Raw genomic sequence first — 21,002 nt, 5'->3', positions numbered from 1 at the left:
CCGCGGAGCTCAGTGGACGGGGTGCATGGTGCGGCGCAGCCAGGGCGCCATGGCGATCACGACGAGGCCCGCGACGACCGCGATGGCTCCGTTGACGCCGAAGTAGGCGGGCTTGGAGACGTCGTCGTACAGCTTCACCGTCTGCGCCTGGATGCCGTTGGCGAGCGCGAGGGAGAGGAACCAGAGCGACATCGTCTGGCTGGAGAAGGCCTTGGGCGCGAGCTTGCTGGTCGCCGACATCCCGGAGGTCTCCAGAAGCACGTCGCCGAGGCCGAGCAGCAGGTACGAGCCGACGATCCACCAGGCCGCCATCTGGTACGTGTCGTCCGCGTGCCCGGACGTCGGCAGCACCATCAGCAGGAACGACAGTCCGCCGAGGATCACGCCGAAGGCGATCTTGTTGGAGGCGTGCGGCTGCTTGTGGCCCATCCGGGCCCAGACGCCCGCCACGACGGGCGCGAGGGCCACCTCGAAGGCGCCGAGGGCGGAGGCGTACCAGCTGGCGGGGAAGTCGAAGCCGAGGATGGTGGTGCGGGCGTTGGTGGAGGCCAGCAGGATCATCGTCGAGTACGCCTGGAAGAGGATGAAGTTGAAGACGACGGAGGCCAGGAAGAGCACGATGTACGGTTTCAGCCGCCCGCGCTCCTCCGCCGTGACCCGGGGGCTCTTGAACATCACCCAGAAGTAGACGACCGGCGCGAGCACCGAGATCAGCGTCAGCAGGTCGACGAAGCGGTCCATCGTCAGCCAGCCGATGCCGGCAAGCAGCCCGCCCAGGGCCCCCACGACCACGACCCCGAGGACGATCCTGCGCACCGCCCGCCGCATGGCCTCGGGGGAGAGTGCGAATTCGGCCGAATGCTTGCGCCCGGCCAGGTGACGGCGGCCGAGGACGTACTGGGCCAGGCCGAAGGTCATGCCGATGGCGGCGGCCGAGAAGCCCCAGTGGTAGCCGCGGTGGTCGGCGAGCCAGCCGGTGATCAGCGGTCCGGCGAAGGCGCCGATGTTGATCGCCATGTAGTAGAGGGCGAAGCCGGCGTCGCGGCGGTCGTCGTCGGTGGCGTAGAGCTTGCCGACCATGGTGGCGACGTTCGGCTTGAGCAGGCCGGTGCCGGCGCTGATCAGGCCGAGGCCCACCCAGGTCATGGCCGCCGTCGGCACCGCCATGGAGTAGTGGCCGAGCGCGATCAGGATGCCGCCCCACAGGACCGCACGGTACGAGCCGAGGATGCGGTCGGCGAGCCAGCCGCCGGCCACGGAGACCAGGTAGACGAGGGTGCCGTAGGCCGCCGCCACGGAGGCGGCGGTGCCCGGGGCCATGCCGAGGCCCTCGTTCGCGACGGAGTCGGCGAAGTAGAGGACGAGGATCGCCTGCATGCCGAGGAAGGAGAACCGCTCCCAGACCTCCAGGCCCGAGAGGGTGAGAAGGCCCTTCGGGTGCCCGAAGAAGGCATGATCGTCTTCGGGTGGCGGCTGCTCGCCGTTCGCTTCGGTATCGATCGCTGTTCGGGACAAAAGGGCCACTCCTGGTCGTATGAGCTGATCACGAACATACCGGGGGTGGCGGGAAGGCGCCCATGGTGATCGAAACGCGACCGGATACGCTGACTTGAGCGAATCCAGCGACACATCGACAATCCGTGTGGTCGCCGGCAGCAGAAGCAGGCGTTGGAGCAGGCGCACGGCAGGCGTGCAGCAGGCGTGCGGCAGGCGTTGGAACAGCTTTAGAGCAGCTTTAGAGCAGGCGTTAGACAGGCGTTTAGGCAGGCGTTGGAGCAGGCGTCAGCAGACAGGAGACCCCCTCGTGACCGTCGTCGGGCCGTTCGGTCTTAGCGTGCGGGACCAGGCTCTTGAGGCCGATGTCCAGGCCGGGTTGGCGGCCGTGGAGGCAGGGCTCCTCGACGCCACCAAGAGCGAGATCCCGTTCATCACGGAGGCCGCGCAGCACCTCGTCCTGGCAGGTGGCAAGCGGTTCAGGCCCCTGCTCGTGATGCTCGCCGCCCAGTTCGGCGACCCGTACGCGCCGGGTGTCGTGCCCTCGGCCGTCGTCGTCGAGCTCACCCACCTGGCGACGCTCTACCACGACGACGTCATGGACGAGGCGGACGTGCGGCGCGGGGTCGACAGCGCGAACACCCGATGGGGGAACTCCATCGCCGTCCTGACGGGTGACTTCCTCTTCGCCCGCGCCTCGCACACGCTGGCGGACCTCGGCCCCGAGGCCGTACGGATCCAGTCCGAGGCGTTCGAACGCCTCGTGACCGGCCAGATCCTGGAGACGGCAGGACCGCAGGGCGACCGCGACCCGGTCGACCACTACCTCGACGTGCTCGGCGGCAAGACCGGCTCGCTCGTCGCCGTCTCCTGCCGCTTCGGCGCGATGATGTCCGGCGCGGACGAGAGCGTCGTCGACATCCTCACCCAGTACGGCGAGCGGCTCGGCGTCGCCTTCCAGCTCGCCGACGACGTCCTCGACATCGCCTCCGACTCCCACGAGTCCGGCAAGACCCCCGGCACGGACCTCCGCGAGGGCATCCCGACCCTTCCGGTCCTGCACCTGCGCACCGCCGCGGCGGCGCACGGGCGCCCCGAGGACGTCGAGCTGGTCGAGCTGATCGACGGCGACCTCAGCGACGACGACCGGCACGCCGAGGTCCTGCGCCGGCTGCGCGTCCACCCGGCCCTGGAGCAGGCCCGCCGGGACACCGTGCGGTTCGCGGAGGAGGCGCGGGCGATGCTGGCGCCGCTCCCGGAGGGGTACGCGAAGTCGGCCCTGATGGAGCTCTGCGACGCGGTGGTCCACCGCGCGGGCTAACAGACCCTAGGGGTGTGTCATCCCATAGCAGTACGCGAGGTTGAGTCCGGAGTCTGACGATTCCGAGCCGCCGGTTTGGTCAGATGGAGTCATCGACCACGGAGGTTAGGACAGACCATGGCAGAGACCCGTAAGGCGAGCCGCTACGTCGTCCCGTTCGCGGTGGCCGGAGTGGCCGCGGCGACGATCGGACTCGTACCGGCGCTGGCGGCGTCCGGCGACCCCGATCTGCCGGAGATCACGGCACAGCAGCTGATCGAGAAGATCGCCGCGTCGGACACGCAGACGCTGTCCGGCACGTTCAAGGTGAGCACCGACCTGGGCCTGCCGTCGGTGGCCGGCCTCGCCGACAGCTTCGCGGGCGACGCGGCCCGCGGCGGATCCGGCGACGCCCCGTCCACGGACCCGACCGAGATGCTGACGAAGCTGGTCTCGGGCACGCACACCCTGCGCGTGGCCGCGGACGGCCCGGACAAGCAGAAGCTGACGATCCTGGACGGCTCGGACGAGTACAGCCTGATCCACAACGGCGACGACGTCTGGGCGTACGACAGCAAGTCGAACCAGGTCTTCCACGAGAAGGGCGACGCCTCGGACCGCCCCGCCGAGGAGAAGGGCGAGAAGGACGGGCTCCCGGGCACGCCCAAGGAGCTCGCGGACGAGGTCCTGAAGGAGGCGGGCGACACCACGTCGATCACGGTCGGCGGGACGGCCACGGTGGCCGGCCGGGACGCCTACCAGCTGGTGATCAAGCCCAAGCAGAGCGGCTCGACGGTCGAGTCGATCAAGATCGCGGTGGACGCGAAGACCGGTACGCCGCTGAAGTTCACGCTGGCGTCGGTCGAGGGCGGCAAGCCGGTCCTCGACGCGGGCTTCACGAAGGTCGACTTCGGCAAGCCGACGGCCTCGACGTTCGACTTCAAGGCCCCCAAGGGCGCGAAGGTGACCGAGGGCACGGGCGAGGGCGGCCCGGCGGAGCACGGCACGTCGCCGGAGGACGTCGAGAAGGACCTGGAGAAGGAGTTCGGCGGCCCCGGCGGCCTGGGCGGCCTCTTCGGCGGCGCGGTGCCCGGTGCGGCCGGCGACGGCGAGGGCATGAACGTCATCGGCGAGGGCTGGACGGCGATCGCGACCTTCGACACCGGCGCCAAGGCCCCGAAGACCGACGAGGCCCCGAAGGAGGTCCAGGGCTTCCTGGACTCGCTCGGGGACGAGGTGAAGGGGAAGTTCGGCTCCGGCACGGTCTTCAAGACGAAGATCGTGAACGCGCTGATGACGGACGACGGCAAGGTCTACGTCGGCGCGGTGACGAAGCAGGCGCTCGTGGACGCGGCGAACGCGGCGAAGTAGCAGCCGCGGGTACGAACGGAATGGGACCCCGGGTGGGTCGGGGGCGATGGTCACCGACCCACCCGGGCGTTTTTCGTGCGGAACGGCTACTGCCTTACGGGTACTCCCTTACGGGAACGTCAGCTTGACGCTGTTGATGTACCCGGTGTCCTGCGCGGCCCGGTCCTGGACGCGGAGTTTCCAGGCGCCGTTGGCGACCTCCGAGGAGGCGTTCACGGTGTAGGCCTGCACGAGGTTGTCGGCGCTGCCGCCGCTCTGGTTGTGCAGGTTGTAGACAGAGCCGTCCGGGGCGACGAGGTCGACGACGAGGTCACCGCGGTAGGTGTGGACGATGTTGACGTCGACCTTGAGGGCGGCGGGCGCGTTGCCGGTGATGCCCGTGACGTTGACCGTGGAGGTCACCGCGGCGCCGTTGTCCGGGATGGACACGTCGGCGGCGTTCTCGAAGACCGTGCCGGGGGGCGTGGTCGTACCGGCCGACAGGGTCCAGATCGCGTGGGCGACGGCGTCGCTGTTGCGGTCGAGGGCCGTGTCGTTGATGTTCGAGGTCGTGTCGCAGGAGGAGTGGTAGCAGCGGTCGAAGGCCGTGGCCGTACCGCCCCACTTCTGGACCTGCGCGCTGCTCTTCACGCGGCTGGCGCCGGTGAACAGGCCGCCGACGGGGATGCCCACGTTCTTGAACGAGGCGTGGTCGGAGCGGCCGTCGCCCTCGGTCTCGATCTCGGTGGGGACGCCGATGCCGGCGAAGTAGCTCTTGAAGGTCTGCTCGATGGTGGGGTCGTCGTCGTAGACGAAGTAGCCCGGGTTGGGCGAGCCGATCATGTCGAAGTTCAGGTAGCCGGAGAACTTCGAACGCTCCGTGGACGGGAGCTGGTTGACGTAGTACTTCGACCCGACCAGGCCGAGCTCCTCGGCGCCCCACCAGCCGAAGCGCAGGTGCTTCGTGGGCTGGAGGTTGGCCCGGGAGACGGCGAGCGCGGTCTCCAGGACGGCGGCGGAACCGGAGCCGTTGTCGTTGATCCCGGCGCCGGAGGAGACGGAGTCGAGGTGCGCGCCGGCCATGAGGACCTGGTTCGGGTCACCGCCCGGCCAGTCGGCTATCAGGTTGTAGCCGGTGGCGCCGCTGGAGGTGAACTGCTGGACGGTGGTGGTGAATCCGGCCGCGTCCAGCTTGGCCTTCACGAAGTCGATGGAGGCCTTGTAGCCGGTCCGGCCGTGGGCGCGGTTGCCGCCGTTGGCGGTGGCTATCGCCTGGAGGTCGGTGAGGTGCTGCTTGACGTTGGCGAGCGGGATGTCGGGCGCGGCGGTGGGCGCTGCGGGCGCGGCCGGGGCCGCGGTCGCGGAGGCGCCGGTGAAGCCGGCGAGGGCCAGTGCTGCTACGGCGGAGAGCGCGGCGGCACGTCTGGGAACGGAGAACTTCATGTGGGGGCTCCGGATTCCGAACGGGGATGGGACGGAAACGTGCGAGACGCCCCGGGGCGTGGGTGCCACGAGGCGCTGGAGCTGTGCGGGTGGTTCGTGGGCTGAATGTTCGGGGAGAAGGTGACGCTCCGTCAAGAGCGGAAACCGGTCAGGATTGTTCGCTCACCGAACGAGCGGCTTCGCGGACGTCCGGGTGCGGGTCGGACGTCAACTCCCGTAGCAGATCGGCGACTCCGGGAGTCGACCAGTACGCGACCGCCTCCGCGAGCGCGACCCGTACGCCGGGATCGGGGTGCCGGGCCAGCCGGGCCAGTCGCTCCAGGGGGCCGCGCCGCCGGTACGCGAACCAGCGCAGCGCCTCGCCAAGGGCGACGACGTCCCCCGCGGCCTCGGCCGCCTCGACGCGCGCGAGCAGGACACGGGGCGGCGGAGGTGGCCCGTCCAGCGGATGCGGCCGCCGCTCCCGCAGCCGCCGCGCCCCGTACTCCCCGCGCGCCAGGCGCCCCTGGCAGGTGCAGGGCGTCCGGCCGTGCGCATCGGGGAAGTACCGCCACCCGTTGACCCCACGCACCGCCCGGACGCTCCGGACCTCGCCCCGCCCGACGCCCCGGGGCAGAAACACCTCCCACCCCCGCGGATCGTCGAGCCCGCGCACGGCCCGCACGGCGCCGGCCGCCGTCACCTCGGACGGCTCCCGATCCCCGTACCGCCCGACGGTGACGGGCTCGTCGTCCGCGAGCCTGACGTGCACGGCGACGACCTCGCGCGGACCGGGGCGGCGGGCCAGCTCGCGCAGCCACTGGTGGGTGAGCGTGTACGACGGCAGCACGGGAAACAGGTACACCCCGGGCCCGGACGCACCGAGCCCGCTGCCACGACCGTGGCTGAGGGCCCGTATCCCGGCGCGGCGGATCCGCGGGGCGTTGGCCGCGGGGGTGAGGTGCACGAAGGTCGCCATGCGGGACACGGTCCACCGCGTCGGCCGGCCGCCGCAAGCGCTTTGTGCGGGGTGGCCATGGGGCTTGGTTGGGCCGCGCGAAATCTCTTCCCCGTTCCGGTCACATCGCCGGGCGCGTCTCCGTCAGTGCTGTGAAGACGCCGGAAGGCGGACCGACGCAGAATGCAGAATGAGGAGAACAGCCATGACGAACCCCTCCCTCTCCCGGATGCCCAACCCCGGCCAGTTCGTGCCCGAGTTGGCGGATGTCAGTGCCGCGCTGTTCCGGGCCACCGGGAACCGGTCCGTGCCGCGGGCCACGATGAGCCTTGTGCACCTGCGCGCCGGGCAGATCGTCGGGAACACGTACCTGACCGTGCTCAACACCGCCTTCCTGCGGAAGGCCGGCGTGTCCGAGGAGCGCATCACCGCCGTCTCCTCCTGGCAGGACGCCCCGTACTTCACCGACGCCGAGCGCGCCGCCCTCGCCCTGGTCGAGGCCACCCTCCAGCCCGCCCCGCACGGCAAGGAGCGCGTCTCCGACGAGCTGTACGCCGAGGTCGCCGAGCACTACGACGAGAAGGCGCTGGCCACCCTCACCATCGCCATCGGCCAGATCAACTTCTTCATCGCCCTGGCCGTCATCGGCAAGCCGCAGCCGGTCACCACCCTCGCCGACGAGCAGTGGGACTGAGACCGCCGAGCCGTCGAACGCCGCGTCCGAATTCCGCCAGCGCGCGGGGGCGCGGGCGCGTGAGGCTGGGGTCATGACGACCTACACCGCACGCCCCATCGCCCCCGCCGCCCTCGCCGAACTCCGGCACGTGGACGACGCCGGGCAGCCCTGCGTCCCGTTCACCGCCACCGACGGCGGCGACCCCCTGCGCTGCTGCCTCCGGCCCGTCGCCGCGGGGGAGCGGGTCGCGCTCGTCTCCTACGCGCCCCTGCGCCGGTGGGCCGCCACGACCGGGGCCCGGCCGGGCGCGTACGACGAGCAGGGGCCGGTCTTCATCCACGCCGAGGAGTGCGACGGGCCGGTGCCGGGAGCGGAGTCGTACCCCTTCGACCGGCCCGGCGCGCTGCGTACGCTGCGGCGGTACGACGCCGAGGGGCGGATCGTCGGCGGCCGGCTCCTGGAGATCCCGGCCGAGGCGACCGAGGGCTTCGACCAGGCCCTGGCGGAGGCCTTCGACGACACCCGGGTCGCGCTCGTGCACATCAGGGCCGTGGAGTACGGCTGCTTCCAGTTCGAGGTCCGCCGCGCGGGCGCGTGAACGTCACTCCACGCAGAACTCGTTGCCCTCCGGGTCCGCCATGACGACCCACGTCATCCCGTACTCCGACACCCGGCGCAGCACCGACGCGCCCAGGGTCTCCAGGCGCTCGACCTCCGCGTCGCGCTTCTCCTGGCCGGGGTGGAGGTCCATGTGGACGCGGTTCTTGACCGTCTTCTTCTCCGGGACCCGCTGGAACAGGATCCGGCGGCCGCGTCCGGTGCCCGACTTCTCGTCGTAGGGGTCGTCCGGGTGCCGGACGGCGGCCAGATCGCGCCAGGCGCGGCGACCGTCCGCGAGCGTCAGCGTGAGGTCGGCCGGGGCGGCGCCGGCGGCGAGGAGTCCGTCGATGAAGGCCGTGTGGTCCTCGTCCGTATAGCCGAGGGCGGCGGCCCAGAAGGCGGCCTGGGCGTGCGGGTCGCCGGCGTCGATCACGAGCTTCCAGTGCAGTGGAGTCATGCCTCCAGTCTCGACGCGACCGGCGGGGGCGGCGAGCAGGCACGCGTACGGGAACGCCGCCAGGTTCAGACGCCGGCCGTCACGGCCTCCGTCCCCGCCGTCGCCTCCGCCTCCTTGGCGTCGTACGCCTCCCGGGCCGCCGCGATCTCGTTCTGGTGCCGCTCCGTCCATGTCACGAGCGAGCGGATCGTCGTGTGCAACGTTCCGCCCAGCGCGGTGAGTTCGTAGTCCACGCGCGGCGGGACCACCGGGTGGACCGTGCGCTTCACCAGGCCGTCCCGCTCCAACTGCCGCAGCGTCACGGTCAGCATCCGCTGGCTGACCCCGTCGATCTCCCGCTTCAGCTCCGAGAAGCGCAGCTTGCGGCGGTCGAGCAGGGCGATGACGAGCAGGGACCACTTGTCGGCGACCCGGTCGAGGATCTGCCGTACCTCGCAGTCCTCCCGCGTGTCCCACTGGAAGGGGTCCGTGTCCCCGGACTCGCCGTCGGCGTAGGTGACTTCGCAGTGACTCGGTGACTTCAAAGTGCCTTCTTCCATGGCACGCGATCCTGCCGCAGGATCGGGGTGGTTACAAGAGGGAACCGACCCTCTGTCCAGTAACCGCCCCTTCCCCTCTTCCTGCCTGGAGACAGCCGTGTCCACGTCCACCTCCCTCCCCGCGCGTGCCTGGGCCCTCCTCCTCGTCCTCTGCGGGACGATCTTCCTCGAAGGCATCGACGTCGCCATGCTCGCCGTCGCCGTACCGAGCATCAGATCCGATCTCGACCTGTCCACCGGCACAGCGGCCTGGGTGATGTCCGCGTACGTCCTCGGCTACGCCGGCTTCACCCTCCTCGGCGGACGCGCCGCCGACCTGCTCGGCCGCCGCCGGATGTTCCTCGGCTGGCTCGTCGTCTTCCTGCTCTTCTCCGGGCTCGGCGGCTTCGCGACCGAGGGCTGGATGCTGATCACGGCCCGCTTCGTGACGGGCGTCGCCGCCGCGTTCATGACCCCCGCCGCGCTGTCGATCATCACCACCTCGTACGCCGAAGGTCCGCAGCGAAACCAGGCGCTCCTCGTCTTCGCCGGCACCGCCGCCGGAGGCTTCTCCCTCGGCCTCGTCATCGGCGGGCTGCTCACCCAGCTCGGCTGGCGCTGGGTCTTCTTCGCGCCGGTCCTCCTCGCGGCCGCGATCCTGCTCGCCGCGCTGCGCCTGGTCCCCAAGGAGCCCCGCCCGGAGCGGGTGGCCGGCGGCTTCGACCTGGCGGGCGCGCTGACGGCGGCCGGCGCGATGCTGCTGCTCGCCTTCGCGATCGTCCGGCTCGAACACGGCCTGACCGGCTGGCCGCTGACCGCGCTCGTGGCCGCCGCGGGCGTGGCCCTGGCCGGGGTGTTCGTCGCCGTCGAGCGGCGGGCCGCCGCCCCGCTCGTCCGCCTCGGGCTGCTGCGCAAGGCCTCGACCGTCCGGGCCGACCTCGGGGCGCTGCTCTTCGTGGGGTCCTTCTTCGGCTTCCAGTTCGTCGCCACGCTCTACCTGCAGGAGCTGCGCGGCTGGTCCTCGCTGGAGACGGCGTTCGCGCTGATGGTGATGGGCATCGACGCGATCCTCGCCCCGACGCTGACGCCGAGGCTGGTCGCGCGGTTCGGCAACGGCCGGGTGATCCTCGGCGGGTTCGTGCTCGCGGTCGTCTCGTACGCGCTGTTCCTGCCGGTCGGCCCCGACTGGTCGTACGCGGCGATGTTCCCGACCCTGCTCCTGACCGGGCTCGCCTTCTCGCTCGCGTACGGTCCGCTGACCATCGCCGCGACCGACGGCATCGCGGAGGAGGAGCAGGGGCTCGCGAGCGGGCTGCTCACGACGGCCACGCAGTTCGGCTCGGCGGTCGGGATCTCGCTGGTCACGGCGGTCTACGGGATCGTCGGCGGCGGCCTCGACGGCTTCCGCGCGGCCCTGGCCGTACCGGTGGCGATGGTGGCCCTCGGGGCCGTGATCACGGCGACGGGCGTGCGAGGGCGGGCGGGGGCCGCCTCCTTGGAGGAGGCCCCGAAGGCCGGCGTCTCCTAGGCGGGCTGGGTGGGCTGGGCGGGCTGGGGTGCCGCAGTGGGCACCGCACCCGCCCCAGCCGCCGTACCCGTACCCGTACCCGTACCCGTACCCGCTCCCGCGTCCGTCGCCGCGCGCTCCGCGGCCGCCAGTTCCGCGCGGCTGCGGCGGGCGGTCCGCAGGGCGTCCCAGGTCAGGATGGTCAGGGCGAGCCAGACCAGCGAGAAGCCCGCCCAGCGCTCCGGCGGCATGGCCTCGTGGAAGTACGCGATGCCCAGCACGAACTGGAACATCGGCGCCAGGTACTGCAGCAGCCCCAGCGTCGACAGCGGGACGCGGATCGCCGCCGCGCCGAAGCAGATCAGCGGGACGGCGGTCACGATGCCCGTCGCCGCGAGCAGCGCCGCGTGCCCGGTGCCCTCCGCGCCGAAGGTGGCCGAGCCCTGCGAGCCGAGCCAGAGCAGGTACGCGAGGGCGGGCAGGAACTGGACGGCGGTCTCGGCCGCCAGGGACTCCAGGCCGCCGATGTTGACCTTCTTCTTCACCAGGCCGTAGACGCCGAACGAGAAGGCCAGGATCAGCGAGATCCAGGGCGGCTGCCCGTAGCCGATCGAGAGGACCAGGACGGCCGTGGCGGCCACGCCGACCGCCACCCACTGCGCGGGCCGCAGCCGTTCCTTCAGGAGCAGGACGCCGAGCGCGATGGTGACGAGCGGGTTGATGAAGTAGCCGAGGGACGCCTCGACGACGTGGCCGGTGTTGACGGACCAGATGTAGACGCCCCAGTTGACGGTGATCACCGAGGCGGCGAGCGTGATCAGGCCCAGCTTGCGCGGGCTGCGCGCCAGCTCCCGTATCCAGCCCCAGCGGCGCACCACGAGGAGCGCGACGACGACGAAGGCCAGGGACCAGACCATCCGGTGGGCGAGGATCTCGACCGCCCCGGCCGGCTTCAGGAGCGGCCAGAAGAGCGGGACCAGTCCCCACATTCCGTAGGCACCGATCCCGTAGAGGAGACCCGCTCGTCCCTCGTTGTCCGTCTTCACCGAACCTCCTGCCCCGCGCCGCGCCGTCCTGATGAAGGTAGCGCCGCACAGGGCAGGCTGTCATGTCCGTACCGCGATACGGTCATGACCTCTCGCCGTCGGTCAGGCGAGCGCCGTCGCGACCGTCTCGGCCAGCGGGGTCGTCGGGCGGCCGATGAGGCGGGACAGGTCGCCGGTCCGCCGGGCGAGCGCGCCGCGCGCGATGGCCTTGTCGACGTCCACGAGGATCGCGGCGAAGAACGCCGGGACGCCCGCGCCGGTCAGGATCTCCTCGTGCGTCTCGGCCGGGACGTTGTTGTACGCGATCTCCTTGCCGGTCTGGCGGGCGACCTCGGCCGCGTACTCTGCCAGCGACCAGGCGACGTCGCCGCTCAGCTCGTACGCCGTGTTCACGTGCTCCTCGACCGGGCCCGCCAGGACGGCGGCGGCCGCGGCGGCGTAGTCGGCGCGGGTGGCGGAGGCGACGCGGCCCTCGCCGGCGTTGGAGACGACGGCGCCGTGGGCGAGGACGGGGGCGAGGTTGGCGGTGTAGTTCTCGGTGTACCAGCCGTTGCGCAGGAACGTGTACGGCAGCCCCGAGTCGAGGATCAGCGTCTCCGTCGCCCGGTGCTCGGCGGCCAGGTCGAAGTCGGCCTCCGGGCCGCCCAGGATGCCGGTGTACGCGAGCTGCGCGACGCCGGCGGCCTTGGCCGCGTCGATGACGGCGGTGTGCTGGGCCACGCGCTGCCCGACCTCGCTGCCGGAGATCAGCAGCACCCGGTCGCCCGCCTGGAAGGCGTCCGCGAGCGTCTCGGGCTTGCTGTAGTCCGCGATCCGCAGCTCCACACCGCGCTCGGCGAGGGCGGCGGCCTTCGCCTTGTCGCGGACGACGGCGACGACGGACTCGGCGGGGACGCGGGCGAGGAGCTCGTCGACGACGAGACGGCCGAGCTGTCCGGTGGCTCCGGTGACGACGATGCTCATGGTGGGTTCCTTCTCCGGTGGCTTGGGGTGGGCGCCTGGGGTGGGCGATGCACTCACCGTACGTCGGACACTAACCTTCCGAAAGTACCCACTTTGAAGTAAGGTACTGGCATGGGAGTAAGTACGGGAGCGCGAGATGAACGCGAGCCGCTGAGCCTGCTGGCCGACGTCGACGGCGCCATGTGCCCGTCCCGGCTCGTCCTGGAGCACGTCACCAGCCGGTGGGGCGTCCTGGTCTTCATCGCGCTGAGCGAGCGTTCGTACCGCTTCAGCGAGCTGCGCCGCCGGGTCGGTGGCGTCAGCGAGAAGATGCTGACGCAGACGCTCCAGACCCTGGAGCGCGACGGCTTCGTCCACCGCGACGCCAAGCCCGTCATCCCGCCCCGCGTCGACTACAGCCTCACCCCGCTCGGCGAGGAGGCCGCCGGGCTCGTCAGGGAGCTGGCCCGGTGGACCGACGCCCGGCTCCCGGCGGTCGAGGAGGCGCGCGTGCGGTACGACGTGGCGAGGAGCGCGGCGGTGGCCACGAGATCGTCTCAATGAGGCGGTAATCAGGGCCAGTTGTGCCCATGCGTCGTACGATCTGCTCACCACTGGGGGCAAGTGTGAGCGTGTGTGGGGGATTCGTGACGTACGCGTACGGAAGAGTGCTGCGCGCCTGCGGGGGTGTACTGGCCTGCGGACTGGTCCTGACCGCCTGTTCGGACGCGGGGGGTGAGGACGGCAAGGCGCGTACGAGTGCGTCCCCGGCGCCGTCCGGAACCTCGACCGCGCCGCCGAGCTCGGCCGCACCCGCGCCCACACCGACCGGCCTCGAATTCACGGCGGACCCCAAGCGGGCCCCGAAGAACGAGGCCGACGCCAAGAAGCTCGCCCTCGCGATCGTCGCCGGCCCCGAGTCCTGGGGCTCCGACTACGTCAAGCGCACCCCGCACCTCAGCGGCGACTCCTACTGGCCCGTCCTCGACACCGGCTGCACCTGGGAGGCCGGCACCCGGCCGGCGACCGTGCTCCACAACGTGACCGCCTACAGCCAGATCCCCGCGTCGACGGGGAAGGGGCTCCTGCAGGTCTCCGCGACCGTCACCGTCCACCGCACGGAGACCGACGCCGACTGGGAGATGGCCCAGACGCTGGAGGAGGCGCTCCGCTGCCCCTCCCAGCAACTGCGCGACGGTGAGCGCATCACCGGACTCATGTCCCTCGGCAGCCCCTTCGGCGTCGGCGGCAACTTCACGGCCGCGGACTCGCTCCGCGAGGCCGGGACGTACGTCAACGACGCCGTGAAGGGCGAGCAGACGTACTCCTGGTACCAGTCCCGCGTCGGCCAGATCACCGTCGCCGCCGTCGTCAAGGGCGCACCCGGCCACATCGGCAAGGACGTCGACCGGGCCCAGATCCAGGCCCTCGTCGCCATGGTCGGCCGCGCCGAGGACGCCCTGGAGGTCACGTCATGAGCAACCCCACCAGCAGCCCCACCGGCCCCACCCCGCAGCCGCGGCCCGGCGCCCTCCAGCCGCTCCTCCCCTCCGACCCCTCCACCATCGCCGCGTACCGGCTCCTCGGCCGGCTCGGCGCCGGTGGCATGGGCGTCGTCTACCTCGGGCGTACGGAGCACGGTGAGCTCGCCGCCGTGAAGGTCACCCACGCCGACCAGGCCGAACAGGCCGACTTCCGGGAGCGGTTCCGGCGCGAGGTCGAGGCCGCGCGCCGGGTCGTCAGCCCCTGGGCCGTCCCCGTGACCGGGGCCGACCCGGACGCGCCCGAGCCGTGGATGGCGACCGCCTTCGTCCCCGGGCCCTCCCTCGGCGAGGCCGTCGCCGCGCACGGGCCGCTGCCCGAGCGGAGCGTACGGATCCTCGGCGGCGCCGTCGCCCGCGCGCTCGCCGCCGTCCACGCGGCCGGGCTCGTCCACCGGGACGTCAAGCCGGGCAACGTCCTCCTCGCCGTCGACGGCCCCCGCCTCATCGACTTCGGCATCGCCCGGGCGACCGGGGAGACCGCGCTGACCTCCACCGACATGGTCGTCGGCACCCCCGGCTTCCTCGCCCCCGAACAGGCCGAGGCCCGCGCCGCCGAGATCGGCCCGCCCAGCGACGTCTTCGCCCTCGGCTGCCTCCTCGCCCACGCGGCGACCGGCCGCCCGCCCTTCGGTACGGGGGCGGTCGACGCCCTCCTCTACCGCACCGTCCACGACGAGCCCGACCTCGCCGGTGTACCGGAGGGGTCGCTCCTCGACCTCGTCCAGGCCTGCCTCGCCAAGGACCCCGCCGACCGGCCCACCGCCGAGGACGTCGTCGCCCGCCTCACCGAGGACACCCCCGGCGCGGCCGCCGACTGGCTGCCCGCCCCCGTCGTCCGGACCATCGCCGAACGCTCCGCCGCGATGCTCGCCCTCCCCGAGATCGACCGCACCGAGCACGGAACACCGGCCGCCCCCAGCCAACCGGCTGCCGGCAGACGGAAGTTCCTGCTCCTGGCCTCCGGCGGCGCCGCCGCCCTCGCCGCCGGCGGCGGCATCGCCGCCTACGCAGCGCTGCGCGACGACGACAACGGCAAGAACGGCAGGACCGCCGCCCCGCCGCCCAAGAAGCGGCGCTGGATCGTCGGCGTACAAGCCGACCTGACCGGCCCCGCCAAGGACATCGGCCGCGCCCAGGAACGCGGCGCCCGCCTCGCGGTCGAGCTGTTCAACGCCCGCAAGGACAAGCCCTTCACCCTCGAACTCAAGGTCTCCGACGACGCCGGCGACAAGAACAAGGCCCTCGCCGCCGCCCGCGTCCTCACCGGCGACCCGGACGTCCTCGGCGTCCTCGGCCCCACCTCCGACTACACCGGCCTCAACGCGCTGCCCGCGTACGACGAGTCACGGCTGCCGCTCATGACGGTCTCCGCCGGGCTCAACCTGCTGACCCTCCCGGGCAGCCAGGGCCTCTCCGTGCTGCGCGCCTGCCCCCAGCACCCCATCGCCGGCAGCTGCCTCGCCTACTACGTCCTCAACAAGACCGCGAGCGTCCGCCCGGGCATCCTCCAGGAACGCACCGACGACACCTACGCCTGGCAGTACATCGGCGGCGCCAACTTCGCCTTCCGCGACGGGAAGGTCGTACCCGTCCCCCGTGTCGTCCCCGGGCCCACCACCGACTACAAGCGGATCCTCGGCTCGATGATCGCCGAGGGCATGGACGCGTACGTCCACTGCGGCATCACCCCCAGCGCCGTCCTCGCCGCCCGCGCCCTCGACGAACTCGGCTTCACCGGCATGAAGATCACCGGCCAGCACGTCTTCGAGTCCCGCTTCCTCACCGAGGCCGGAGCCGCCGCCGAGGGCTGGATCCTCGGCGCGCCCGTCACCGACCCGACCACACGCAAGGAGGCGGCCGCCTTCGTCGCCGCCCACCGCACCCGGTACGGCGCGCCCCCCGCCTACTACGCCGGCGAGTCCTTCGACGTCGTCAACCTGCTGATCCAGGAAGTGGAGAAGGCCGCCAAGGGCGGGCAGCGCCCCGACCGCACCACCCTCACGCCCGCACTACGCAAGGCCAAGTACACGGGCGCCATGGGCGGCTACACCTTCGACACGGAGTCCGGGAACCTCACGGGCATCGGCACCTTCATGTACGCCGTCCGCAACGGCCGCTTCGCGCCCCTGGAGTTCGCGCCCGCCGGCCCGCCCAAGAACAGACGGACCTGACGCGTGCGGCCCCTCCGACCCGCCGATCCCTCGGCGATCGCCGGCTACCGCCTCCTCGGCCGGCTCGGCGCCGGCGGCATGGGCGTGGTCTACCTCGCCCGCTCCGCCGGCGGCGCGCTCGCCGCTCTCAAGCTGATCCGGGCCGAGCACGCCGCCGACCCCGGATTCCGGGAGCGGTTCCGGCGCGAGGCCCTGGTCGCCCAGCGGATCACCGGCCGCTGGGTGGTCCGGGTCCTCGGCGCCGACCCGGAGGCCCGGGAGCCCTGGCTCGCCACCGAGTTCGTCCCGGGCCCTTCGCTCGCCGAGGCCGTCGGCCTGCACGGCGCCCTGCCCGAGGCGACCGTACGGGCCCTGGGCGCCCGGCTCGCCGACGCCCTCGCGGACATGCACGAGGCCGGGCTCGTCCACCGGGACGTCAAGCCCGGCAACGTCCTCCTCGCCCTCGACGGGCCGCGCCTCATCGACTTCGGCATCGCCCGGTCGGCCGGGGCGACCGCCCTGACCGCCACCGACGCGATGATCGGCACCCCCGGCTTCCTCGCCCCCGAGCAGGCCCGTGTCAGCGGCGCGGGCGAGGTCGGCCCGGGGAGCGACGTCTTCTCGCTCGGCTGCGTGCTCGCGTACGCGACGACGGGCCGCCGCCCCTTCGGTACGGGCACGGTGGCCGCGATCGTCTACCGCACGGTCCACGAGGAGCCCGACCTCGACGGCGTACCGGAGGCGCTGCTGCCGCTGGTGACCGCCTGCCTGGCCAAGGACCCCTCCGACCGGCCGACGGCGGAGGAGACACGGGCGCGGCTCGGCCGGGCCGACGAACCGGCGGGGGACTGGCTGCCGCCAGGACTGCCCGCCCTCATCGCCGAACGCTCCACCCGCGTCCTCGACCTGCCCGTCGCCGAACCGACCGTCGTCGTGCCCTCCGCCGGCCCGACCCGCACCTCGCCGTCCCGGCGACGGTTCCTGGCCCTCGGCTCCGCAGTCGCCGTCGCCGGCGCGGGCGGCCTCACGGCCTGGCTGGTGAACCGCGAGCCGGGGGCGGGCGGCACGAGCGGGGGTACGGGCACGGGCGGGCCGTCCGGGCCCCGTCCCTCCTACACGATCGGCGTCCAGACCGACCTGACCGGCCCCGGCAAGGCGTCCGGGCGCGCCCAGGAACGCGGGGTGCGGCTGGCCGCCGAGACCTTCAACGCCCGCGCCGACCGGCCCTTCGACCTCGCGGTGAAGGTACGGGACGACGGCGGCGACCCGCGCCGGGCCGCCGCCGTGGCCGAGGACTTCGTGAAGGACGCGTCCGTCATGGCGGTGATCGGCCCCACGAACAGGGAGACCGTCGTCGCCGGCTCCCAGGCGTACGACAGGAGCCAGCTCGTCTTCGCGACCGTCGGCGTCGGCATCGACCCGGGCGACCTGACGATCCAGACCGTCAACCCGGTCTACCGCGAGATGCGCGCCCCGCACGACATGCTGCAACTCCCCTTCACCAGCGTCGCCATCATGACGAAGGCCAAGCGGACGGCCGTGGTCGACGACCGCGCGGCGGGCGACTTCAGCTGGCGGACGGCCAACTCCGCGCAGAGCACCATGACGCAGGTCTCCGAAGCGGTGACGGTCCATCGGATCGCCGCCGACAGCGAGGACTTCGGCCCCGTCGTGCGCGAGGTCCTCGCCGCCCGCCCGCACGCGGTCCTCTACGCCGGGGTCTCCCCGCGCCGGGCCGGACTCTGCGCCAAGGCCCTGCGCGCGCAGGGGTACAAGGGCCTGTGCGGCGGCGTCGAGTACGCGCTCGGCCCCGAGTTCCTGTCCGTCGCGGGCCCGGCGGCCGAGGAGTGGTACTTCGGCACGACGTACGTCGACCCGGCGCTCGTACCGGCCGCGAAGGCCTTCACGGCCGCCTACCGCAAGCGCTGGGGGCTGTCGGAGCGAGCAGTGGTTGAGCCGTTCGCCGCCGAGGCGTACGACGTCGTGACGGGCATCGCCGCGAGCATGAGCGACCTCGTGTCGGACCAGAAGCTGGACATCGCGCGGAGCGCCGTGCGCGGGGCGCTGCGGCTGTTCCCGTACCAGGGGATCACGAAGAAGTACGGCTTCGACGAACGGAACGTCACGGCGTTCAAGTTCATCAAGGAGATGTTCCTCTACCGGATCGAGGACGGCACCCCGCGCTACCTCGGCCCCTTCGAGGCGGCGGCGGAGGGCGAGAAGAAGCGGCGGAAGTTCGACTGAGGGGCGCGACCGATGTTCCGGTCGCGCCCCTCATCCGTTCGTTCCGTTGGTCTGTTCTTAGCCGACGACGGTCCAGGTGTCGTTGCCGGCGAGGAGTTGTCCGAGGTCGCCCTTGCCGTGCTGTTCGATGGCGGTGTCGAGTTGGTCGGCCATGAGGGTGTCGTAGACGGGGCGTCGGGTGGAGCGGAAGACGCCGATGGGGGTCTGGTGGAGGGTGTCGGGGTCGGCGAGGCGGGAGAGCGCGAACGCGGTGGTGGGTGAGGCCGCGTGGGCGTCGTGGACCAGGACCGCGTGTTCGTTCTCGGGGGTGACCGTGACGACCTTGAGGTCGCCGGTCGCGGGGTCGCGGACGACGCCCTTGTCCTGGTCGGTGCCGAAGCGGATCGGCTGTCCGTGTTCGAGGCGGATGACGGCTTCCTGGGCCTGGTCCTTGTCCTTGAGGACTTCGAAGGCGCCGTCGTTGAAGATGTTGCAGTTCTGGTAGATCTCCACGAGGGCGGTGCCGGGGTGGTCGGCGGCCTGGCGCAGGACCTCGGTGAGGTGCTTGCGGTCGGAGTCGACGGTCCGTGCCACGAACGAGGCCTCGGCGCCCAGGGCGAGGGAGACCGGGTTGAACGGTGCGTCCAGGGAGCCCATCGGGGTGGACTTGGTGATCTTGCCGAGTTCGCTGGTGGGGCTGTACTGGCCCTTGGTGAGGCCGTAGATCCTGTTGTTGAAGAGGAGGATCTTGAGGTTGACGTTGCGGCGCAGGGCGTGGATGAGGTGGTTGCCGCCGATGGAGAGGGCGTCGCCGTCGCCGGTGACGACCCAGACGGACAGGTCGCGGCGGGAGGTTGCGAGGCCGGTGGCGATGGCGGGGGCGCGGCCGTGGATGGAGTGCATCCCGTAGGTGTTCATGTAGTACGGGAAGCGCGAGGAGCAGCCGATCCCGGAGACGAAGACGATGTTCTCCTTCGCCAGACCGAGCTCCGGCATGAACCCCTGCACCGCGGCCAGGACGGCGTAGTCGCCGCAGCCGGGGCACCAGCGCACTTCCTGGTCGGACTTGAAGTCCTTCATCGACTGCGCGGCTTCGGCCTTGGGCACGAGGTTCAGGAGCGTCTCACTCATCGATGGCCTCCTTGAGCGCCGAAGCGAGCTGCTCGGCCTTGAACGGCATGCCGTTGACCTGGGTGTGCGAGCGGGCGTCGACCAGGTACTTCGCCCGTACGAGCGTGGCGAGCTGGCCGAGGTTCATCTCGGGCACCACTACCTTGTCGTAACGCTTCAGGACCTCTCCGAGATTCCTCGGGAAGGGGTTGAGGTGGCGCAGGTGGGCCTGGGCGATGGGGTGTCCGGCCCGGCGCAGCCGGCGGACGGCGGCGGTGATGGGCCCGTAGGTGGAGCCCCAGCCGAGGACCAGGGTCTTCGCGCCGCTGGGGTCGTCGACCTCGATGTCGGGGACTTCGATGCCGTCGATCTTCGCCTGGCGGGTGCGGACCATGAGCTCGTGGTTGGCGGGGTCGTAGCTGATGTTGCCGGTGCCGTCCTGTTTCTCGATGCCGCCGATGCGGTGTTCGAGGCCGGGGGTGCCGGGGATCGCCCAGGGGCGGGCGAGGGTCTGCGGGTCGCGCTTGTAGGGCCAGAAGACCTCGGTGCCGTCGGCGAGTTCGTGGTTGGGGCCGGTGGCGAACTGGGTCCGCAGGTCGGGGAGTTCCTCGACGTCGGGGATCCGCCAGGGCTCGGAGCCGTTGGCGAGGTAGCCGTCGGAGAGCAGGAAGACCGGGGTGCGGTAGGTGAGCGCGATCCGCGCGGCCTCGATCGCCGCGTCGAAACAGTCCGCCGGCGTCTTCGGCGCGACCACCGGGACGGGTGCTTCGCCGTTACGGCCGTACATCGCCTGCAGCAGGTCCGCCTGCTCGGTCTTGGTCGGAAGGCCGGTCGAAGGCCCGCCGCGCTGGATGTCCACGATCAGCAGCGGCAACTCCAGCGACACCGCGAGCCCGATCGTCTCCGACTTCAACGCCACACCCGGCCCGGACGTCGTGGTCACGGCGAGGGACCCGCCGAAGGCCGCCCCGAGCGCGGCGCCGATGCCGGCGATCTCGTCCTCGGCCTGGAAGGTGCGCACGCCGAAGTTCTTGTGCCGGCTCAGCTCGTGCAGGATGTCCGACGCCGGAGTGATCGGGTACGAGCCCAGGTAGAGCGGCAGGTCCGCCTGGCGGGAGGCGGCGATCAGGCCGTAGGACAGGGCCAGGTTCCCGGAGATGTTCCGGTAGGTGCCGGTCGGGAAGGCGCTGGTCGCGGGGGCGACCTCGTAGGAGACGGCGAAGTCCTCGGTCGTCTCGCCGAAGTTCCAGCCGGCGCGGAACGCGGCCACGTTCGCCTCGGCGATCTGCGGCTTCTTCGCGAACTTCTGCCGCAGGAAGGTCTCCGTGCCCTCGGTGGGCCGGTGGTACATCCAGGAGAGCAGTCCGAGGGCGAACATGTTCTTCGACCGCTCGGCCTCCTTGCGGGAGAGCCCGAAGTCCTTCAGCGCCTCGATCGTCAGCGTCGTGAGCGGCACCGGGTGGACCCGGTAGGCGTCCAGCGAGCCGTCCTCCAGCGGGGAGGTCTCGTAGCCGACCTTCGCCATCGCGCGCTTGGCGAACTCGTCGGTGTTCACGATGATCTCGCTGCCGCGCGGCACGTCGTCGATGTTGGCCTTCAACGCGGCCGGGTTCATCGCGACCAGCACGTTCGGGGCATCGCCCGGGGTCAGGATGTCGTGATCGGCGAAGTGCAACTGGAACGAGGAGACACCCGGCAGCGTGCC

The 21,002-nt window shown here is 71.7% G+C and carries 18 protein-coding genes; 9 read left to right on the top strand and 9 right to left on the bottom strand.

Translation table 11 applies throughout. The features are described from left to right. Positions 1-9 precede the first annotated feature (9 nt). Positions 10-1,515: a peptide MFS transporter gene (locus ACWCO8_RS26030; protein ID WP_451034292.1), complete on the bottom strand. Its 1,506-nt coding sequence runs from the start codon at positions 1,513-1,515 to the stop codon at positions 10-12. Positions 1,516-1,804: 289 nt separating this feature from the next. Between ACWCO8_RS26030 and ACWCO8_RS26025 the strand changes: the two genes are divergently transcribed. Together ACWCO8_RS26025 and ACWCO8_RS26020 are read left to right on the top strand one after the other, a co-directional pair. After that, positions 1,805-2,815: a polyprenyl synthetase family protein gene (locus ACWCO8_RS26025; protein WP_362007015.1), complete on the top strand. Its 1,011-nt coding sequence runs from the start codon at positions 1,805-1,807 to the stop codon at positions 2,813-2,815. 117 nt (positions 2,816-2,932) lie between these two features. Continuing rightward, positions 2,933-4,165, top strand: a complete 1,233-nt coding sequence (locus ACWCO8_RS26020) for a LolA family protein (RefSeq protein WP_451034291.1) — start codon at positions 2,933-2,935, stop codon at positions 4,163-4,165. Positions 4,166-4,273: 108 nt separating this feature from the next. Here ACWCO8_RS26020 and ACWCO8_RS26015 read toward each other — a convergent pair whose 3' ends face one another. Together ACWCO8_RS26015 and ACWCO8_RS26010 are read right to left on the bottom strand one after the other, a co-directional pair. Next, the gene (locus ACWCO8_RS26015) at positions 4,274-5,587 is read right to left on the bottom strand and encodes a M28 family metallopeptidase (RefSeq protein WP_451034290.1); all 1,314 of its coding nucleotides are present in this window, start codon (positions 5,585-5,587) and stop codon (positions 4,274-4,276) included. Positions 5,588-5,735: 148 nt separating this feature from the next. Further along, on the bottom strand, positions 5,736-6,545 hold the full coding sequence (locus ACWCO8_RS26010) for a HEAT repeat domain-containing protein (protein WP_451034289.1): 810 nt from the start codon (positions 6,543-6,545) through the stop codon (positions 5,736-5,738). A gap of 184 nt (positions 6,546-6,729) precedes the next feature. On the opposite strand from ACWCO8_RS26010, the gene ACWCO8_RS26005 reads away from it, so the two are divergent. Next, positions 6,730-7,218: a carboxymuconolactone decarboxylase family protein gene (locus ACWCO8_RS26005; protein WP_451034288.1), complete on the top strand. Its 489-nt coding sequence runs from the start codon at positions 6,730-6,732 to the stop codon at positions 7,216-7,218. Between the two features lie 73 nt (positions 7,219-7,291). Continuing rightward, on the top strand, positions 7,292-7,798 hold the full coding sequence (locus ACWCO8_RS26000; RefSeq protein WP_451034287.1) for a DUF1203 domain-containing protein: 507 nt from the start codon (positions 7,292-7,294) through the stop codon (positions 7,796-7,798). Between the two features lie 3 nt (positions 7,799-7,801). Here the strand turns inward: ACWCO8_RS26000 and ACWCO8_RS25995 are convergent, their stop codons facing one another. Next, positions 7,802-8,257 (bottom strand): VOC family protein, encoded by a 456-nt coding sequence (locus ACWCO8_RS25995; RefSeq protein WP_451034286.1) that lies wholly within the window; start codon positions 8,255-8,257, stop codon positions 7,802-7,804. Between the two features lie 65 nt (positions 8,258-8,322). Continuing rightward, positions 8,323-8,796 carry a winged helix-turn-helix transcriptional regulator gene (locus ACWCO8_RS25990; protein ID WP_451034285.1) on the bottom strand — a complete coding sequence of 158 codons (474 nt, stop codon included), beginning with the start codon at positions 8,794-8,796 and terminating at the stop codon, positions 8,323-8,325. Between ACWCO8_RS25990 and ACWCO8_RS25985 the strand changes: the two genes are divergently transcribed. Further along, positions 8,795-10,303: an MFS transporter gene (locus ACWCO8_RS25985; RefSeq protein ID WP_451034284.1), complete on the top strand. Its 1,509-nt coding sequence runs from the start codon at positions 8,795-8,797 to the stop codon at positions 10,301-10,303. The genes ACWCO8_RS25990 and ACWCO8_RS25985 overlap by 2 nt on opposite strands. Here the strand turns inward: ACWCO8_RS25985 and rarD are convergent. Continuing rightward, the gene (rarD, locus tag ACWCO8_RS25980; RefSeq protein ID WP_451034283.1) at positions 10,300-11,328 is read right to left on the bottom strand and encodes an EamA family transporter RarD; all 1,029 of its coding nucleotides are present in this window, start codon (positions 11,326-11,328) and stop codon (positions 10,300-10,302) included. The two genes, ACWCO8_RS25985 and rarD, sit on opposite strands and share 4 nt — an antisense overlap. A 102-nt stretch (positions 11,329-11,430) precedes the next feature. Continuing rightward, the gene (locus ACWCO8_RS25975; RefSeq protein ID WP_451034282.1) at positions 11,431-12,291 is read right to left on the bottom strand and encodes an SDR family oxidoreductase; all 861 of its coding nucleotides are present in this window, start codon (positions 12,289-12,291) and stop codon (positions 11,431-11,433) included. 111 nt (positions 12,292-12,402) lie between these two features. Between ACWCO8_RS25975 and ACWCO8_RS25970 the strand changes: the two genes are divergently transcribed. The 4 genes from ACWCO8_RS25970 to ACWCO8_RS25955 all read left to right on the top strand — a co-directional run bounded on the left by ACWCO8_RS25970 (position 12,403) and on the right by ACWCO8_RS25955 (position 18,208). Continuing rightward, positions 12,403-12,834 carry a winged helix-turn-helix transcriptional regulator gene (locus ACWCO8_RS25970; protein WP_451034281.1) on the top strand — a complete coding sequence of 144 codons (432 nt, stop codon included), beginning with the start codon at positions 12,403-12,405 and terminating at the stop codon, positions 12,832-12,834. Positions 12,835-12,917: 83 nt separating this feature from the next. Then, the gene (locus ACWCO8_RS25965) at positions 12,918-13,748 is read left to right on the top strand and encodes a hypothetical protein (RefSeq protein WP_451034280.1); all 831 of its coding nucleotides are present in this window, start codon (positions 12,918-12,920) and stop codon (positions 13,746-13,748) included. Next, positions 13,745-15,985 (top strand): bifunctional serine/threonine-protein kinase/ABC transporter substrate-binding protein, encoded by a 2,241-nt coding sequence (locus ACWCO8_RS25960; RefSeq protein WP_451034279.1) that lies wholly within the window; start codon positions 13,745-13,747, stop codon positions 15,983-15,985. Before ACWCO8_RS25965 ends, ACWCO8_RS25960 begins: the two co-directional genes overlap by 4 nt. Before the next feature lie 3 nt (positions 15,986-15,988). Continuing rightward, positions 15,989-18,208, top strand: a complete 2,220-nt coding sequence (locus tag ACWCO8_RS25955; RefSeq protein ID WP_451034278.1) for a bifunctional serine/threonine-protein kinase/ABC transporter substrate-binding protein — start codon at positions 15,989-15,991, stop codon at positions 18,206-18,208. A gap of 57 nt (positions 18,209-18,265) precedes the next feature. On the opposite strand, the gene ACWCO8_RS25950 is transcribed toward ACWCO8_RS25955, so the two are convergent. After that, positions 18,266-19,318 (bottom strand): 2-oxoacid:ferredoxin oxidoreductase subunit beta, encoded by a 1,053-nt coding sequence (locus ACWCO8_RS25950; protein WP_451034277.1) that lies wholly within the window; start codon positions 19,316-19,318, stop codon positions 18,266-18,268. Next, the coding region (locus ACWCO8_RS25945) for a 2-oxoacid:acceptor oxidoreductase subunit alpha (protein WP_451034276.1) at positions 19,311-21,002 on the bottom strand (1,692 nt) is incomplete at its 5' end. The genes ACWCO8_RS25950 and ACWCO8_RS25945, both read right to left, overlap by 8 nt.

This window comes from Streptomyces sp. NPDC001927 (assembly GCF_053594455.1).
Note: the sequence above shows the minus strand (reverse complement) of the source record. Positions and strands in the feature narration are given on the sequence as shown.